The following is an 18,813-nucleotide window of genomic DNA, read 5'->3' as shown; positions in this document are numbered from 1 at the left end:
AATTTCCAACCGAAAAGAAAGGCAGGCTAAGCATAATCCATGCGACAATATTATCGCTTGATCACCCTGTTAATGCTCTGGCTGATGAGCTGTGCGCTATACGCCAGAAGCAGCGACAGCAGCAATAATTATGAGGGATTGTTTCAAAGTGGCTCGCCCTATTTTCACGAGCTAAAACGTGAAGGCTTTGAAACCACTTCAATTCTCAGTTTCGCCAAAGACCACTATGGCCGCCTTTGGATGGGAGGGCGTTATGGAATCGTTTGGTATGACGGCTTTGATTATCACAGAATAAAAAGTGATGATAAAACGGTTGGCGGGCAAGCCCCAATCTACAAATTAATTAGCGCCAATGCTAAAGGCATGTGGTTTCTAACACACCGCAAAACCGTTTCATTTTATTCTTTCGCTGCGAAAAGAGAGTTTAGTGATATAACACTAGAGCACTTTAAAGCTGAGGATATCGTCGCATATCAAGGAAGTGATCTGCTGGTTGCCAGTGATAAAGGGATATACAAAATAGTTTTTGATAACAAAAGCCTCAACTTTGACATTACAGAAATACACCCCAGCAAGAATTCTATTAGCTACATTTATAGCTCACAGGAACAGATATTCTTTAGCACCCAAGATGGGCTATTTGGTATTAACGGCGAGGGAAAACTTAGCTCCCTTGGCTTTACAGGCAAAGTCAACTCTAAGCTGATTACTGACCCACAAGGTGGCCTGTGGTTTTCCAGCGAAGGAAATTTACTTCGACTTAAAGACCAACAAATAGACCGCAAAGTTGAAAGCCTTGGTTTAATAACCGAAATGATCTACAGCATCGATGGTAGCTTGTGGATCGGAACTCGCGGTAACGGCGTATGGCAAGTAAACCCAAACAACGGCAGCGTCATCAAACAACACCCGATTAACTCGGTACACGGACTGGCGCTTGGAGCGGACACCGTTAACGCAATCTATGAAGATAATGCTGGCATTATTTGGTTAGGTCGTTTTTCAAAGCCATCTATGTACATCAATCCCGAACGGCAAGCTATTCGCAATATCGTCCATAACCCCTGGCTGGAGGATCAATTGCTAAATAACTCGATCTTCTATCTATTAAAACACAGCTCTGAGCGTATTTGGCTTGCTCACTCGCGCCAAGGAATCAGTATTCTGCAGGCTAACGGCAGTTTGTATACGCATTTAAAGAGCAGTAAGAAAAAGCGAGACAATGAATTACCCCAAGGGCCCATTTACGCTTTAGTCGAAGATAGCTCGGCGAATGTTTACGCCTCCATTGGTGAAAAAGGTGTGTATAAAATCAGCCCCAATTTGCAGAGCATTCAAGCTTTGGCCGATCGCAAGCATGAAACCGGGAGAAAGTACTTTAACCTTGTGTTTGACAAAAATCAGCAGCTTTACGCATCAGGAAGCCACGGTATATTCAAACACTCACCCAAACAGCAAAAGTTCGAGAAAATAGATTTAAACGAGCTGGGACCATACTCTCCCAGAACCAATCATTCTTTTAAAGACAAAAACCACAATCTATGGTTTGCCGGCAAAGACTACGTTGCCGTCATAGCGGCGGGCAGTGATTCGATTAATGCACTACTGCATGCAGGGCACTTAAAAGAAATTTCCGACGACACTCGTATTCGCTACGCGTTTCCAACGCGCAGTCAACAAGCCATGTTGTCCTTTGGTGGTAAGCTGTATCAGGCAAACTATCAAAGCAAAGGGCAAACCATATCCTTGCAAGAAGTTCCTTTAGAACAAGCAGTATCAGGTCGCTTCTTTGAAGATGATAGCGGCCAACTATGGTCTTCTCATGAAACCGCAAATATATATTCTGGCAAATATCGGAAATTTGGTCGAGCAGAAGGCCTCCTGCCCCACATTGATCGGTACTTTGCGCAAGTCGAACTCACCAATAATCATCAACTTCACGGTAGTGCAGAAGGTTTGGTTTTTCTTAAACGTGAGCAATTGACCGACTGGCTCTTTGATACACCTATCGTTCTGTCTAAAGTAACTATTGATGGTCACCGCACAGATTTAACGACCAATACTATAAATCAAACTATTACAGTTGCAGCCGATGCACAGCTACTCGAAATTACCGTAGCAGCATTGGATTACAGCGCCCCCGACCAAAATCGATATGCCTACCGAATCAAAGGCTATCAAGATAGCTGGCTAGAATCCGACCAACAAGGCCGAAGAATCAGCCTAAACAAACTTCCCCCTGGGCCCTACCTAGTGGAGGTGAAAGGCAGTAACCGCCTAGGCAAATGGGGAAACCAAACTCTAAAGCTGCAGCTGAATGTGCTCCCTGCATGGTATGAGACCTATTGGTTTCGCTCAGCACTCATACTCCTTGCCATTTTATTTCTCTATCTACTTTATCGCTGGCGCATACAACAACTTACCAACAAGCAAAAGTGGCTTGAAGAAACAGTAAAGGAGCGGACCAGCGAATTAAATGAATCTTTAGATAACTTACAGAAAACGCAAAACCAGTTAGTCGAAAGTGAAAAGCAAGCCTCTCTCGGACGCCTGGTAAGAGGAGTTTCCCATGAGCTTAATACGCCGATTGGCATACTAAAGAGCAGTAATAGCGGACTACAGAATCTGGCTAAGGACACTCAAAACGCCTTTGATAGCGGACAGCTGACCGAACAAAAGCTAAAGTCACTAATGAAAAACACGGTTAACAGCAGCGACTTAATGGCCAGAAATATTGAACGCATGGCGCAGCTGACTAGCCGCTTCAAACAAAGTGCTGCTGAAGAATTACCAGTGGAAAAGCAAGCTGTTTACCTACATAAAATACTCGAAGCAAGCCTTGCCACCATAAAAGACACTCTTGATTTACATGATGTAGACATACATATCGACTGTGATACATCTGTACTGTTGGATAGCTATCCAGTGGTACTAAAAAATGTCGTCACCGAAATCCTAAGTAATAGTCTATATCACGGGTTTGCTGGGCTGAACGAAGGCTCGTCTAGGGCCACTATAAAAATTAGAGTAAGACAGCTGGCCAAAAACTATAGAGTTTCAATCTCTGACAACGGCCGCGGTATGTCAGCGAGTGAAAGAAAACAGATATTTGAGCCCTTCTATACCAGCTCGCAGGAGGCTGAACGAATCGGTCTTGGAATGCACTCGGTCTTCAATTGGGTAAACCAGATTTTAAATGCGAGAATTATCTGTCGCTCACTTCCCGACAAAGGCACATCCATAGTGCTAATTCTACCAGGTGGCGCTTAAGCAATAAGCTATCAATCACCGACCAGCACCTTAAATGGTTCAGTTCCGAAACCCGCTAGTCAACAGCGATATTCACGCTACAATAGACGAAATCACTAGCGAGAAACATCATGAGCCGAACGCTCAATATCGAACAATTTCATCAGGCTCGACTCAGCCGCGACGCCCGCTTTGACGGTTTATTCTTCGTTGCCGTTAAGACAACAGGCATATACTGTCGCCCTATCTGCCCGGCGCCGGCAGCGAAAGAGAAAAACGTCGATTACTACGAGCACGCCTGGCAAGCCCAGGCAGAAGGCTATCGTCCCTGTTACCGCTGTCGTCCTGATGCCAGCCCCGGATCGGCTGCATGGCGTGGTACTCATAGTAGTGTCACTCGAGCAATGGGCATGATTGATGACGGTGTATTGGATGAGCAATCGATGCCTGAACTCGCTGAACGTCTTGGTGTCAGTGATAGATATTTGCGCAAATTATTCCAGGAGCATATCGGCCTATCTCCCCAACACTATGCTCAGCTAAAGCGCTGCGACTTTGCCAAACAACTCCTGCAGAACAGCCAACTCAGTATCACCGAAATCGCGCTCGCCAGCGGTTTTGGAAGTGTTCGTCAGTTCAACGATATTTTTAAAAAGTACGCCAGCCAAACGCCTTCAGCATTACGTAAAAAAGCTTTAAAAACAAGTACCGAAAACCTCATCGAGTTACCCCTATACTATCGACCACCTTATAACTGGCAGCAATTGCACAACTTTTTAAGTAAGCGCTATTTGGCAGGTTTAGAATGGCTCAGTGACGATAGCTATGGCCGAAGCTTTAGTTGGCAAAGCCAAGAGCATTTGAGCTATGGGAAATTTACCGCGCAACATTTACCGGATAAAAACGGCTTTTTATTGAAACTTGAGATTGATCGTCTAGAAGACTTACGCGCTGTCATTGCTAATATCAAAAGACTTCTGGACCTGGATGCGAACAGTCTTCTTATCGAACAACACTTACAAAAAGCAGCGCCAAAGTTACAGCTCTGTGAAGGCTTGCGCTTACCGGGAACCTGGGACTGTTTTGAAGCAGGCATCCGGGCCATATTAGGACAACAAATATCCGTTGGCGCCGCGAAACAACATATGGAAAATCTCTTGCAGCATTACGGAGATTATCAAAATGGACAAGTGTACTTTCCTCAAGCAAGTACTTTGGCTCAGCAAGATTTCGACATTTTTAAAATGCCTGGGGCTCGCAAACAATGCTTACGGAACTTCGCTCACTATTACCAAGGCCGACTCCCCTGGCAGCTTAACGCTGAAGAATGGGCCAATATTAAAGGCATTGGGCCATGGACCATTAACTATGCCGCACTGCGGGGAAGCAGCCAGCCCGATATACTGCTCGATGGTGACTTAGGTGTAAAAAAAGCGCTGGATAAGTATAGCATCGATATCGATAGCCATTTAGCGGGGCCATGGCGTAGCTACTTAACCCTACAACTCTGGGAACAACTTTCTTAAAGAGGTCGTTATGAATAACAGCTGCAAAATCCACAGCAATTCCAATATCGATAGTAGCCGATATCCATTTCGAGAATTTATTGAAACCCCTGTGGGCTGCTTACAGATATGCGCTCGAGCTGATGGTATCTGTGCCCTTCTCTATGCACCTGAAAAGGGAGTAATTGAACAAGGCAATGAACACAGCCGATTGGCAAAAAAGCAATTACTGGAATACTTCGCTGGTAAACGCAAAGAATTTCAACTTAACTTGAGCGTTAAGGGAACGGACTTCCAAGAACAGGTTTGGCAGCAACTAAAGGCCATTCCATTTGGAGAGTGTCGAAGCTATGGCGATATTGCCCAGGCGATAAACAAGCCCAAAGCCATGCGCGCCGTTGGGGCAGCTAATGGGCGCAACCCGCTACCTATTATTGTGCCTTGCCACCGAGTCATTGGCAGCAATGGCACACTAACCGGCTTCGCCGGGGGGTTAGCTATGAAAGAATGGCTACTACGCCATGAGGGTTATTTGTTGGTTTAACAAGCAATAGGGCTACTATTCGCCATTTTTATCAAGAAACGTTAACCTTCGCCTCTAAGTCTTAGATAATGACGTCTAACGCAGTAAGACAATCAGCGAGGAGAAGCAATGTTACGTTTAGTGCTCAATATTTTATGGCTATTGCTAGGCGGCGGTATCGTGGCCGGTCTAGTGTGGATGTTTATCAGCCTAATATGCTTTATTTCCATTATCGGTATCCCTTGGGGACGTGCATGTTTCAATATTGCTCTATTCAGCTTCTGGCCATTTGGTAGTGATGCCATCGATCGCGAGGAACTCAACGGGCGGGATGATATTGGTACCAGCCCCTTTGGCACTATCGGTAATATCATTTGGTTTTTCCTAGCCGGTATTTGGTTAGCTATTGCCCATGTGTGTGTAGCAATCTGTTATGCCGTGACCATCATCGGTATCCCATTCGCCATTCAGCATATTAAGTTTGCTGGCATTTCATTGGCGCCGATTGGAAAGTCCGTCGTGAGCTATGAAGTAGCAGCAGCCGCTAAAGCGAAAAATGCAGCGGCCAAAGTTGACGCCATGCGGTCTTAACTTATTCGTACTTTCTCTACAAAGAGCGCCTATTGGGGCGCTTTTTTTGTTCTACTGTCCACCTCTGCTTATTAAGCAAGGCCAAGTCGTTCTTTAGAAAACAAACTGATCGACCTTCTGGATCCCCCCTATTATCTATCCGAGTTTTAGCGGCGTAGCACTCATTTAGCGCCCCATGGGACATTTCGGCTAAAACTGCTAAAATAGCGCCGCCTAGTTTATAAGTGACGTCCAAGTTATGTGCTTATTGAAAGATTTCGCCTTCAAAAGCCAAATTCAAAGCAATACGCTTGGCAATGCAATAAACCGTCACAACCGAGTAGTCGCTTGCCTGGAGGCTTAAACGATAGCGGTTTATTACTCTCACGTGCTAAACAATAAAGTCCGTATTTACTAGTCCTTGTTTTTTAGAGTCAGTTAACTGACGCTCAATAGACCATCAAATGACACCGATTAAATAAGTACTCGAATTTACCTACGTCACATCACGAAGGTTAACATTAGCTTTGATTTTTACAGTGGCGACATACAATGCCCGGGCTGATACTGCAATCAGCACCCTATAAGGACGGAAGAACTCTTGAATTACTACACTATGAAAACGCCCAAGATGGGTCGCTATGCGCATTTAAACGTCGTCGACTTTCACCCTGCCGGTGCGCTGCTCGATGGAGGCAAACTGGGGAATATACTATTACCTGGCCGGCAAGTACCAAAAGATATTGAAATCAACGACTCAATTCGAGTTTTCATTTATCGAGATTCCGAAGATAGAGTCATAGCAACTACCCAACGCCCAAAAGTTCAACTCCACCAAGTCGCTAATTTGAAAGTTCTCGATGTAAACAGTACAGGTGCCTTCCTAGATTGGGGTTTGAGTAAGGACTTATTTCTGCCATATTCGAATCAAAGCAATAAAGTCGTCGCGGGACAACATATTCTAATCTATGTCTATCTCGACAATGAGGATCGACTTACAGCCACAACTCTTCTCGATCGCCACATAAAGGACTTTAGCAGTGATTATAAACTTGGCGAAAAGGTTCGTTTAACTATTGCAAATCGAAGTGAGCTTGGTCAAAAAGTGATTGTCGATCACCAGTATTGGGGGCTAATACACAAAGATAATATACGTCAGCCACTAAAAATTGGGCAGCGTGTTGATGGATATATTCGGCAACTGCGAGACGATAAGCGACTGGATATTTCACTCGAGCAGCCTGGCTATAAGAAAGTCGGCGGCCTATCGGATCAAATACTTGAACGCTTGCAAAGTGCTGGAGGCTATATCGCCCTTGCTGACAAAAGCCCTGCCGATCTCATAGAAGCCGAGTTTGGTGTTAGTAAACGAGTGTATAAAATGGCCATCGGAAAGCTGTATAAAAACCGCATCATCACTATTGAAAGCGATGGTATTCGACTCATCGAGCGCTAGGTGTAGAGCAGCTTTTGCTTTTTAAAGCCATAAAAATGGATAGACATGAAAATTCATTTAGGAATAAACGAACATCAATTCATAGTTAAGCAACTGTGAAAGATTGTAATCAGTGTGGCAAATGCTGTTTAAAATATGGCGGCCAAAACTTGGCTACCAATGATGAAGAGATTGCGCTCTGGGAGATTTTCAACCCTGAGATTTACCGATATGTGAGAAACGGCAAAATATGGCACGACCCAGATACAGGGGCAAAGTTGCACAAGTGCCCTTTTTTACGATTGCAGACAAAATCAGTAACTGGCTCGGCCACACAATACCTATGTGATATTTACCTAAATCGCCCAGAAGATTGTCGCTTATATCCCAGCGAGATTGGCGAGATGGTTAGAGATGAGTGTGAAATGATAGAAGCCATAGATTTGCTCGATATCAGCAAAGCGCAGCACTCACTCGAGAAACACTCCTAAACCTTAATTGTGAGTTTATCGGCTCAAGCGAATTATCTCTGCCAAACTTATCGCGTCCTGCCCGCCCATATAACTCATTTGGGCAAGGAACAGCTCTGCTGTCGCCAAGGCATCTGTTAGTGCATTATGGGCCTTGTAAGCAGGAAGGTTATAACGATCACGACATTGATTTAAGCGCAGCGAATTCGCCACGGGCTGGCCTTGACGGGTGCGCCGTTGAAATTCAATCTGCATGGTATCTGCCGCCAGCAGTTTGCTGTACTCACTCTGATGTTTCGCGAGAAAAGCTAAATCCAAACCCGCGTGATGCAACAGCAGCACTTTCCCTTGTCGCGCTTGATCTAAGCGCGACAAGGCGTCTTCCATGGTATGGCCACCATCAGTATCACAATCGCGAATACCATGGATAATCGCGCTATCACCCACCCCAGAATGCTCACTGATTAAACAATGACGTCCTTCACCAGGGCAGATAAAACCCTCGATGATGGGTACATAGCCAATACTTAGGATATCTCCTTCCTGAGGGTCTAAAGAGGTTAATTCTAGATCCAAGGCGAGAAATTCAAGTTGACGAAAATCTTTATTCAGGGCATCAACAAACCAATCTTCCTGGCCGCGCCCTAAAGATAATTTGTTGAGCCACTGCAACATTACATCATACCTCGAGTAAACTTGAGCTTAAGACCCGACTGGCTTCGACTCACCACATCAAAAGCATCTTTCAGCTGATGTCTTGATAAACTAGAAACATCTTCTGGGCGTAGATAATTATCAGGTTTTTCTCCAGCGGCCATTTTACGCCCTTGGTGTTCTAGGCGTAAATGTGAAATAAACTCATAGGCATCGCAAAGATCACGGGCATCTTTTAGGGCTAACATCTTACCCTGTGAGATTTGTTGCAGGCGCTTTAAGGTATTGACCTCTTTGCAGCCAGTGGCCAACGCATAAATGCGGGCAATATCCGTTACCGGCATTACGCCGCGCAATTTCATATCGAAGGTGTTTTTATGCTCTCCATCACGAGTAAGTACAAACTTCTTAAAGAAACTCAACGGTGGAGTAAGCTGCAAAGCATTATGAGTAAGACTAGCTAGAAATATGCTATTTCCTTGGCAGCGTTTAAGCACGGAATCTTGCAAATTTTCAAATAAAGGCTCATCGCCATAAATCATTCGCATATCAAAGAAAATACTGGAGTGCATTAAGGCCTTAGGAGATGGCTGATCAATCCAGCGAAAGAAGCACTCACGCCATTTATTCAAAGGCTGACGCCAACGGTCTGTGGTGGCCATAATATCGCCTGGACAATACACATAACCACATTCGTTTAAGCCATCGCAAACATAACTGGCGAGGGATTTGAAGTACGCGTCATGCTCTGGCTGTACTTTGTTAGACAACAGTAAACCATTATCCTGATCAGATTTGGCCGATTGTTCTTGTCGCCCTTGGGAGCCAAATGCCAGCCAAGCAAACGGCACCGGTGGCTCGCCATACTCTGCAATAGCTTGATGAATTAATTGTCGAGTTATAGCATCGGTTACAGTAGTGACGACTCGCCCAACTTCTTCAGCACGAGCATCACGGGCAATCATATTACGTAATAGCGTGGGAATATCTTTAGCAATTTGTACTAAGCCCGCACGATCTTTGACGCGACTGGCTTCACCAATTAAATAGACAGGTTCAGAGCGCTGGTGCTTAATCACATCGGTAGCGGTAAGAATACCTTTGATTTGCTCTTTACCTTCAGCATTTTGGTCAACTACTGGCAAGTGATGAATGTTATGGGTAGACATGATCATCAACGCTTCGAACAGCATGGCATCGTGCGCGACGGTAATAGGTTCCGTTGTCATAACCTCAGCAACTGCCGCACCATAGTCTAGGCCAGCAGCCACGACTCTAGAGCGTAAATCCCTATCAGTTAATACGCCACTTAAGCCCGTATCGCCAACCACCAATAAGCTAGATACTCTATCTTCAGTCATTTTCTGGGCGGCCTCTCTTACCGCCGCATCTATGGCGATGGTAATGGGCGACCGGCTAATAACATCGGCCACTGTTTCGGTAAGTTGGGAGTTTCGTTCTTTAAAGCGTACCGCCTGCCTTAATCGCTTGGCATGAGCCTGATTGAAAAAGCGATCAAAAATTCTATTCTCACGCCGCAGACTTTGAAAGGTGGCCTCATCGATTTGATACAGCAAACCATCTTCCAACACTACGCAGTGGTTGGTGACTTTATGACCGGTTAACAGTGATGGAAATCCGAAATAACCACCAACGTCAACCTGATCAACCAGCTCATTATTCTGGTCGCGAATTTCGAAGGCACCACTGCGAACAATAAAAAGCTTGGGATTTTCTTCTTGAAAGAGATCTGGCGCTGTACCTTGACGGTGGTAGGCAATTTTGACGGAATTGGCCGCCCGCAGTAAAAGGGGCTCTTCTAGATGATCAAAGGGCACACACTCCAATAAGAACTGTTCAATCTCTTGAACTTCAATTGAACTCTCTTCGCTCATATCCACTCCTTGCCCATAAACAAAAAAAGCAACTTACTCTAGTCGGTTTGGGGGAAGAGTAAGCTGCCAAAGTGCGGTTGGGAACCGTACATTCGCAAAACAGATTGTGACTGATGAAGAGTTTTCTGTCTTGCGATACCTCAAAAGAGATTAAAAAATTGCCCGGCCATTCAGCCGGGCTTGGTATTTAGTAGTACTTAGTGGTCGTGAGCGGCGCCAGAACCTTTCGGGAAGCGAATACTCTCAACCAACTCTTGTACTTCAATTGGGGTAGATGGGGTCATGCGGCTAACCACGATGGATACCACAAAGTTCAACATCATACCTAGCGTACCAATACCTTCTGGAGACACACCAAACCACCAGTGCTCGGCATTGTTGGCAGAAGGATCGACAAACTTAAAGTAAACAATATAAGCGGTAGTAAACAGCACACCTGTAACCATACCGGCGATCGCACCTTCTTTGTTCATCGACTTGGTGAAGATACCCAAGATGATGGCAGGGAAGAAGGAGGCTGCGGCCAGGCCGAAGGCGAAGGCTACTACCTGGGCCACAAATCCAGGCGGATAGATCCCCAGTAACCCTGAGAAGACAATCGCTGTGGCGGCGGCTATTCGAGCAAACATAAGCTCTTTCTTATCACTGATATCTGGCGCCAAATCCCGTTTGAGTAAATCGTGGGATATCGACGTCGAGATTACCAAGAGCAAGCCTGCTGAAGTCGATAGTGCCGCGGCAATACCACCGGCAGCTACCAGTGCAATTACCCATGCAGGTAGGTCAGCAATCTCTGGGTTAGCTAATACGATGATGTCACGGTCAACTTTCATTTCGTTGCGCTCATCACCCGAGTAGAACATCTTGCCGTCGCCATTCTTATCTTCCCAGCTGATCAAACCGGTTTTTTCCCAGTTTTTGATCCAGCTTGGCGCTTTGGCGTATTCGGTACCATGAGCTTCAGGGCCGTTAATGGTGTTCACCATATTTACGCGAGCAAAAGTCGCTACAGCAGGAGCGGTGGTGTACAAGAAAGCGATGAACAATAGTGCCCAACCGGCAGACTTGCGCGCATCACGGACTTTAGGCACGGTGAAGAAACGTACGATTACGTGAGGAAGACCTGCAGTACCTACCATCAGCGCAGCTGTAATAAAGAATACATCGATGGTCGATTTATTCCCGCTGGTGTATTCCGTAAAGCCGAGTTCTCGCGAGAGCCCATCTAGCTTGTCTAGGATAAACACTTCGGTGCCCGCTTCTTTATCACCAAAACCTAGCTGAGGAATGGGGTTACCAGTCATCAACATAGAGATGAAAATTGCCGGTACGGTGTAGGCGAAAATCAATACGCAGTACTGGGCTACCTGGGTATAAGTAATACCTTTCATGCCACCTAGTACGGCATAGAAGAATACGACGATACCGCCCAGAATTACGCCGGTGGCCACTTCCACTTCTAAGAAGCGAGAAAATACCACGCCAACACCACGCATTTGACCTGCGATGTAGGTAAAGGAGACGAAGATCGCACACAATACCGCTACGCGACGCGCCACCTGGGAGTAGTAGCGATCACCAATAAAGTCAGGCACGGTAAACTTACCGAACTTACGCAGGTAAGGTGCCAAACATAAGGCAAGCAGTACATAACCACCAGTCCAACCCATTAGGTAAACCGAGCCGTCATAACCGATAAAGGAAATGATACCGGCCATGGAGATAAAGGAGGCAGCACTCATCCAGTCGGCGGCTGTTGCCATACCGTTAGCAACGGGGTGAACACCACCACCAGCTACGTAGAATTCTTTTGTCGAACCCGCACGAGCCCAGATTGCGATGGCGATATAAAGTGCGAAGCTCGCACCTACCATGATTATCGTTAAAGTTTGGACATCCATGAGCTTACTCCTCTCTCACGCCGTATTTAGCATCGAGCTTGTTCATCAACCAAACGTAGATGAAAATCAAGCACACGAATACGTAGATTGAGCCTTGCTGGGCAAACCAGAAGCCAAGTTTAAAACCACCCATGCGGATAGAGTTAAGTTCATCTACAAATAGAATCCCGCAGCCAAATGAGACTACGAACCATACCGATAGTAATATCAGCATGAGTCGGACATTCTCCGACCAGTAGGCTTTCGCCTTATCACCACTTTCAAAAGCCATTACGCTTCCCCCTTTTTGCCCTCTGGGCATTTATTGTTTACCGTTTTGGTTTCGGACACTGGCAATGTAACAAAGCCGGAGTCAAATCGAATTTAGACATTGGTCTATTGATCTACTAAGGTATAAACCCCTCTTTTATCACTCTTCTTTTTGCGAGCATGAATGTTGAACATTCGTTAATTCCGGCCGCAACTTAAGGGTATGCAAAGCTAGCTGGAACGCGCTAAAACCATCCAAGGGCGCTCGACTTCGCGCCGTGGATTCACACCATCCAGGTGCTCAGCCTTCGGCCAAGCCCAAATCCTCTCCATCAGGATTGGTCATGGCGCTCCACGGTTCCTGCTAGCTTTGCATACCCTTAAGTCGCTACATTGAGACGTGAACCAGCCCGTTCCGGTGAATATCTAAGCAGGTAGAGGGTGGGCTTAGTCTTGGCGAACAATTCAGATCTAGCGCCGAACGAATGAAAAAGACTCGCGTCTTTTTGCGAGGCTTTTTCATGACTGAGGGAAGCCTGGAAGGCCGCAGATCGTGAGCCAGGGCTAAGCCCACCCTCTGCCGGTCTAAGTGCACGATAGCTTTCTGGTCCATAAAAAAACTGGGCGATTCCCTCTCGGAAATCGCCCAGTAAACAAAGACTGTGATCAACTCAGCTTAGAAAGCGTATTTCACAGACAACAACAAGCGTTTAAGGGAACCTTTATCATCATCAAGAACGTTACCAGTGTTCTCAAGCTCTTTAGTCGCGTAAATGTATTCACCACCGAGCGTTAAGCGCTTGATTGGAGAGTACAATAGATTCGCATGAATACTGGTGTAGTCAGCCGCCGTAGTCGCCGCCAAGTAATCCGGGTTATCCGCACTTGAAGCAGACAAGGTTAAATTCGAACGCCACTTATTATTCCAGTGATGCTTCCAGTTAATGAAACCACCCCAAGCATCAATCAGCTCAATTTCACCATCATCACGAATAGCACCCGCACGGAAACCGTTCAGGCCCATATAACGACCTAGAGCATCACCGTAGTTAAACATCACACGGATTTCATCACTGGTCATAGTGTACTTACCAGCAACACTTAGAGCATAGCCTTGATCATCAGCGCTCGCCGCACCGGTATCGTATTTTAGCTCGCGCGTCATAGCCGCTAGAGAGTAACTAAAGCTGCCTGACTTACCGTTATAACGAGCGATTAGATCAGGGATACTGTTATCGTCATAGGGGTTTTCGCTGGCGCCGTATAAGGTAGTAGCTGGGTTCTCGGCCGCTAGCATAAAGCTGCCGCCATTGAGCTTACGGGTGTAACGTAATTGCGGTTGACGCTCAAAGATGGTGCCAACAGGGCCAACGAAGTCTAGAGACTCTGGCAGCGTGCCTACGTTAAAAAAGGTAGACCAAGTTTGACCGGCCAATACCGAATTCTTACCGTCAATATTCCAATCGATAAAGGCGTGGCGTAAGCGCTCAGCAGATGAGTTAGAGATACGCTCATCACCTTGACCACTAGCAATGGCGTCAAACTCCATAAAGGTGCGTACATGGCCAGTATCGGTTTTCGTCTTAGTGGAAATATTAAAGCGAGAAGTTTTGGCGTGAGCGTGGAATTTAACATCACCACCTTCACCACCGACAGGAATCACTGAAGGTACCAAGAAGTCTTCACCAATACCGGCATTTGCAGCTGCGCCGTCTGAATAGTCAGAGAAGTTCATATCAAACTTCACAAAACCGCCGATATTCACATCAGTGTTTCCGATACGAAAATTACCTGGATCACCGCCAAAGGTCTTACCTTTCGAAGACTTAGCGGTTGGAGCATTAGCAACCTTTGTACCTAGATCCTGAACGGCCACCTTATTTTTATTCATTTGTTGCATTAGCGTTTTTACCTGTGCCTGCAACTCGGCAACCTGTTGTTCCAGCTCTGCATTGCTTGCCGCATGAGCGGCCTGGGTGCTTAAGCTAATTGCTGCGACGCCGGCCAACATAAGTGGCCAAGATTTTCTTTCATTATTTTTCTTAAACATCGAATAGTTCTCCTCAGAATGACTTCTGGCTATTGAAGCTGGAGGGCATTGTCGAAGGCTATGAGCTATTCGAATATTGGCCATTAGTCTAAAGCTTACTCTAACTCGACTAATGTCTAAGACAGAAGCTACGCAGAGGCTCGACTAAAGTCGAACAAATGAATACACAAATCCCAGAACAACCACTTCTCGACCTATGTCTAATGGCTTACACACTAGCAATTGCAGCAAAATCGAGCTATTCGAATAAAAGCTATAAACACACTTTGCACTCTTTCTAGACAATAGATAGAAAGGACAGAGAACAATAATAGAGAGAAACGATTATGAGCAATGAACGGATTCCCGTTGGCGACTCTTACCGCGAACAAGCACTGATTAACAACGAGCGCTATCTGGACATGTATCAACGCTCAATCGACTCCCCCAATGAATTTTGGTCTGAGCAAGCCGCACGCCTTAGCTGGCGTAAACCCTTTACTAAAGTTAAAGATGTTTCCTTCGCCAAGGATGACTTGCACATTCGCTGGTTCGAAGACGGCCAGCTAAATGCCAGCGAAAACTGCCTAGATCGCCACTTACTAGAACGCGCAGATCAAATTGCCCTGATTTGGGAACCCGATGAAGAAGGTGCAGAAGTTGTTAAATACAGCTATCGTGAACTGCACAGCGAAGTTTGCAAGCTGGCCAATGGTTTAAAATCCTTGGGAGTAAAGAAAGGCGACGTGGTAACCATTTACCTTCCAATGGTTCCGTTGATCACCATCTCAATGCTGGCTTGCGCCCGCATCGGTGCTATTCATTCAGTGGTATTTGGCGGCTTTTCACCGGAAGCCATTGCTGGACGAATCGACGATGGTCATTCCCGCATCGTGATTACCGCTGATGAAGGCTTGCGTGGCGGCAAGCATGTTCCACTAAAGCAAAATGTTGATAGTGCTCTTGATCACTGCCAGCACAGCGAAGTTGAAAAGATTTTAGTACTGCGTCACACCCAAGGCGAAATTGACTGGCATGCCGATCGCGATGTGGATCTTGCCGAGCTCGTCAATCAACAAAGCAGCGACTGCCCCGCCGAGACCATGGGCGCTGAAGATCCACTCTTTATTTTGTACACCTCAGGCTCCACAGGTAAACCCAAAGGCGTATTGCACACCACCGGCGGCTATCTAACGTATGTTTCCTTAAGCCATGAAACCGTATTTGACTATAAAGCCGGGGAAATCTATTGGTGTATGGCCGATATTGGCTGGATTACCGGTCATAGCTATGCGGTATACGGCCCCCTAAGTAATGGCGCGACCGTGGTGATGTACGAAGGCGTACCCAATTATCCAGATTGTGGCCGCATGGCTCGCTTGATTGAAAAGCATCAAATCAACATTGTTTACACAGCACCCACCGCAATTCGCGCTTTGATGGCCGATGGCGATGCAGCCGTAGAAGGTACCGATTTAAGCAGCATTCGAATTCTAGCAACCGCAGGCGAGCCGATTAACCCTGAAGCTTGGCGCTGGTTCCATGAAAAATTTGGCGATAACAATGCCCCTATTTTGGACACTTGGTGGCAAACCGAAACTGGCGGCATGATGATTACCCCGATGCCAGGCGCCACCGATTTAAAACCTGGCTCGGCTACCCGCCCCTTCTTCGGTGTACAGCCCGCGCTGATGGATACAGACGGTAATGAAATCCATGGAGCCGGCGAAGGTAGCTTAGTTATTAAAGACAGCTGGCCATCACAGATGCGCACTATTTATGGCGATCATCAGCGTTTTATCGATACTTATTTCAGCACCTTTGATAACTGCTACTTTACCAGCGATGGCGCCAAACGAGATGAAGATGGTTACTACTGGATTACCGGTCGCATGGATGATGTGCTAAATGTCGCGGGACATCGTATGGGAACCGCTGAAATTGAAAGCGCTTTAGTAGCACACACTACAGTTGCAGAAGCGGCCGTGGTCGGTATCCCGCACGATATTAAAGGCCAAGGGATTTATGTTTACGTCACCCTAGCTGCTGATGTAGAAGCCACCGAAGCGCTGCGCAAGGAATTACGCAATTGGGTTCGAGAAGAGATTGGCCCCATCGCCACACCTGAAGCTATTCAATGGGCTCCAGGTTTACCAAAGACTCGCTCCGGGAAAATTATGCGCCGCGTCTTACGCAAAATTGCATGCAGCGAATACGATCAGTTAGGCGATACATCTACCTTAGCCGATCCCCATGTAGTCGAGGATCTAATCGCCGAGCACAAAGCCATCAGCTGATGGTAAAACCGAGCAATGCTATTAATACAATGAGTGCTAAGGAAGCTGTTGTATTAATAGCGCAAGCCATAAGTATTTCTACAACAGCTACAATACAATAATAAAGTGCGGACAGTTGCCAAGCTGTCTATCTAGATGCAGACGAATATCTTTACTTAAGGTATGCTAAAACAAAGGGCCATAAACAGCCCAGATTAAATAAGTAAAACAATAAATGGCTCACAGCAGTAAGCCAAAGCAATAATACATTAAGTACTACACAGTCGGTCTATCGCATTCATGTGATAAGAGTGAGGGGAATAAACATGCCAAAATTCATAGTGGCAGATGATCACCCATTGTTTCGCGGTGCACTCGTGCAAGCCCTTGGGCAGCACTTTGCCGATGCCGAGGTGATCCAGGCAGAAGATATCGACTCATTGCAGAAGCAAGTACAAACCCACAGTGATGCAGATTTACTTCTATTAGATCTGCATATGCCGGGTGCAAATGGCTTCAGCGGCCTAATTTTTATTAATGGCCAATATCCGCAAATTCCGGTCATGGTAGTCTCTGCCAATGAACAAAGCAGTATCATTCACCAAGCTATTGAATATGGCGCCGCTGGCTTTTTACCCAAATCATCGCCACCAGAAATGATCAGCTCAGCCATCGAAAAAGTTCTCGACGGTGAAATATGGCTTCCTGCGGATCTACCCCCAGCTGACGCACTCAATAACGATGATAAAGCCGCTATCGCCGAAGTCGTGGCCAGCTTTACACCTCAGCAATTTCGAGTAGCCAATATGCTTGCTGATGGATTGCTGAACAAGCAGATTGCCTACGAAATGGATGTTACCGAGGCAACTGTGAAAGCCCACTTAACGGCCATATTTAGAAAGCTGGGTGTTCATTCACGCACCCAAGCGGTACTGGCCATGAACCAGCTCGATATTAGCCCCCCACAAATGGATAAGTAATTCCAATCCGGGCTGAGCACATCAGCCCTCCTTGGCTTTCGCCACCCTAGCTTTTGTTGAAATACTCACTAAAAAGATCTATACGACGTCAAAATTCTTCAATCAAACAGCAGTTGACCCATATCGAGCTATATTAAATAAAGATAAGCACTAGGTTTTGTCGCCTTAAGCTTTTCATTTTTTTGCCGATAAAAGGCTATTCGACACACCAAACTGCCCTTTGATAGTAAGTTTTAATCAATAAGGTTTATTTTATGGATTTTGCACCTTCCGATCTCTCGCTTTTGTTGGTTGAGCCATCAAGCACCCAACAAAAGATTATTCGCGCCCAGCTTGAGACCGAAGACGTCACCAATGTCAGCATCGCCTCTTCGGTCAGCGAAGCTCGAGAGCTACTGCAAAGTCAGCACCCTGACTTAATCGCTAGTGCGATGTATTTCAGTGATGGTACAGGCCTTGATTTGCTAAAATCCATTCGCTCCGATACCGCGCTTGGAGAAACCCCCTTTATGTTGGTTTCCAGTGAGTGGCGAAAAGAGCAGCTCGAGGAGTTCAAACAATCTGGTGTAGTGGCCATTTTACCTAAACCGTTTAGTCGAGAGCACCTGGGCAAAGCACTCAACGCCACCGTCGACTTACTTAATTTCGAAGAGCTTGAGTTAGAGCTCTTCGATGTTACTGAGCTGCGCGTACTGGTTGTAGATGACAGCGCCCTAGCAAGAAAATACATTTCTAAAGTACTGGGCACATTGGGCATGCAACGTATTAGCTATGCCACAGATGGAAGAGAAGCCATCGATTTAATTTATGAACAAATGTTTGATCTGGTGGTGACTGATTACAATATGCCCAACGTAAATGGTCGTGAGCTAACCGAGTACATTCGCACCCAAAGCGATCAATCCCATATCCCAGTTTTGATGGTATCCTCTGAAGCTAATGAAACTCACTTACAGCAGATTGAAGATTCAGGTGTTAATGCGCTGTGCGACAAACCCTTCGAGCCAGAAACGGTTCGCCACCTGCTGTACCAGCTGCTCGAAAACTAGCGCTGAAGCTTGTCGATTACCCTATTAA

14 protein-coding genes are annotated in these 18,813 nt (G+C 46.1%); 9 read left to right on the top strand and 5 right to left on the bottom strand.

What is annotated here, in order from left to right; genetic code table 11:
• Positions 1-39 precede the first annotated feature (39 nt).
• From Q1A41_RS00840 to Q1A41_RS00815, 6 genes are all read left to right on the top strand, one after another.
• Positions 40-3,270: a sensor histidine kinase gene (locus Q1A41_RS00840; protein ID WP_299973360.1), complete on the top strand. Its 3,231-nt coding sequence runs from the start codon at positions 40-42 to the stop codon at positions 3,268-3,270.
• A 110-nt stretch (positions 3,271-3,380) separates the two neighbouring features.
• Positions 3,381-4,775, top strand: a complete 1,395-nt coding sequence (locus Q1A41_RS00835) for an AlkA N-terminal domain-containing protein (RefSeq protein ID WP_299973357.1) — start codon at positions 3,381-3,383, stop codon at positions 4,773-4,775.
• 10 nt (positions 4,776-4,785) lie between these two features.
• Positions 4,786-5,298 carry a methylated-DNA--[protein]-cysteine S-methyltransferase gene (locus tag Q1A41_RS00830; protein WP_299973354.1) on the top strand — a complete coding sequence of 171 codons (513 nt, stop codon included), beginning with the start codon at positions 4,786-4,788 and terminating at the stop codon, positions 5,296-5,298.
• 108 nt (positions 5,299-5,406) lie between these two features.
• Positions 5,407-5,868, top strand: a complete 462-nt coding sequence (locus Q1A41_RS00825; RefSeq protein ID WP_299973351.1) for a YccF domain-containing protein — start codon at positions 5,407-5,409, stop codon at positions 5,866-5,868.
• A 595-nt stretch (positions 5,869-6,463) separates the two neighbouring features.
• A complete protein-coding gene (locus tag Q1A41_RS00820) occupies positions 6,464-7,303 on the top strand; it encodes a S1-like domain-containing RNA-binding protein (RefSeq protein ID WP_299973348.1) in 840 nt (279 codons plus the stop codon).
• Positions 7,304-7,398: 95 nt separating this feature from the next.
• Positions 7,399-7,773, top strand: a complete 375-nt coding sequence (locus Q1A41_RS00815) for a YkgJ family cysteine cluster protein (protein WP_299973346.1) — start codon at positions 7,399-7,401, stop codon at positions 7,771-7,773.
• A 15-nt stretch (positions 7,774-7,788) separates the two neighbouring features.
• Here the strand turns inward: Q1A41_RS00815 and Q1A41_RS00810 are convergent, their stop codons facing one another.
• The 5 genes from Q1A41_RS00810 to Q1A41_RS00790 form a co-directional block, all read right to left on the bottom strand.
• On the bottom strand, positions 7,789-8,427 hold the full coding sequence (locus tag Q1A41_RS00810; protein ID WP_299973343.1) for an exonuclease domain-containing protein: 639 nt from the start codon (positions 8,425-8,427) through the stop codon (positions 7,789-7,791).
• Complete coding sequence (locus Q1A41_RS00805) at positions 8,427-10,301, bottom strand: DUF294 nucleotidyltransferase-like domain-containing protein (protein ID WP_299973340.1); 1,875 nt, start codon at positions 10,299-10,301, stop codon at positions 8,427-8,429. Before Q1A41_RS00805 ends, Q1A41_RS00810 begins: the two co-directional genes overlap by 1 nt.
• A gap of 197 nt (positions 10,302-10,498) precedes the next feature.
• On the bottom strand, positions 10,499-12,202 hold the full coding sequence (locus Q1A41_RS00800; RefSeq protein ID WP_299973338.1) for a sodium:solute symporter family protein: 1,704 nt from the start codon (positions 12,200-12,202) through the stop codon (positions 10,499-10,501).
• Between the two features lie 4 nt (positions 12,203-12,206).
• Positions 12,207-12,473: a DUF4212 domain-containing protein gene (locus Q1A41_RS00795; protein WP_299772706.1), complete on the bottom strand. Its 267-nt coding sequence runs from the start codon at positions 12,471-12,473 to the stop codon at positions 12,207-12,209.
• Positions 12,474-13,127: 654 nt separating this feature from the next.
• Positions 13,128-14,501: a DcaP family trimeric outer membrane transporter gene (locus tag Q1A41_RS00790; RefSeq protein ID WP_299973335.1), complete on the bottom strand. Its 1,374-nt coding sequence runs from the start codon at positions 14,499-14,501 to the stop codon at positions 13,128-13,130.
• A 326-nt stretch (positions 14,502-14,827) separates the two neighbouring features.
• Between Q1A41_RS00790 and acs the strand changes: the two genes are divergently transcribed.
• The 3 genes from acs to Q1A41_RS00775 all read left to right on the top strand — a co-directional run bounded on the left by acs (position 14,828) and on the right by Q1A41_RS00775 (position 18,785).
• A complete protein-coding gene (acs, locus tag Q1A41_RS00785; RefSeq protein WP_299973332.1) occupies positions 14,828-16,777 on the top strand; it encodes an acetate--CoA ligase in 1,950 nt (649 codons plus the stop codon).
• A 305-nt stretch (positions 16,778-17,082) separates the two neighbouring features.
• Positions 17,083-17,736 (top strand): response regulator transcription factor, encoded by a 654-nt coding sequence (locus tag Q1A41_RS00780; protein WP_299973329.1) that lies wholly within the window; start codon positions 17,083-17,085, stop codon positions 17,734-17,736.
• A 254-nt stretch (positions 17,737-17,990) separates the two neighbouring features.
• The gene (locus Q1A41_RS00775) at positions 17,991-18,785 is read left to right on the top strand and encodes a response regulator (protein WP_299973327.1); all 795 of its coding nucleotides are present in this window, start codon (positions 17,991-17,993) and stop codon (positions 18,783-18,785) included.
• Positions 18,786-18,813 lie beyond the last annotated feature (28 nt).

This window comes from uncultured Pseudoteredinibacter sp. (assembly GCF_947502065.1).
In the GTDB taxonomy this organism is placed as follows: Bacteria; Pseudomonadota; Gammaproteobacteria; order Pseudomonadales; family Cellvibrionaceae; genus Pseudoteredinibacter.
This window is presented reverse-complemented; position numbering and strand designations above follow the sequence as displayed.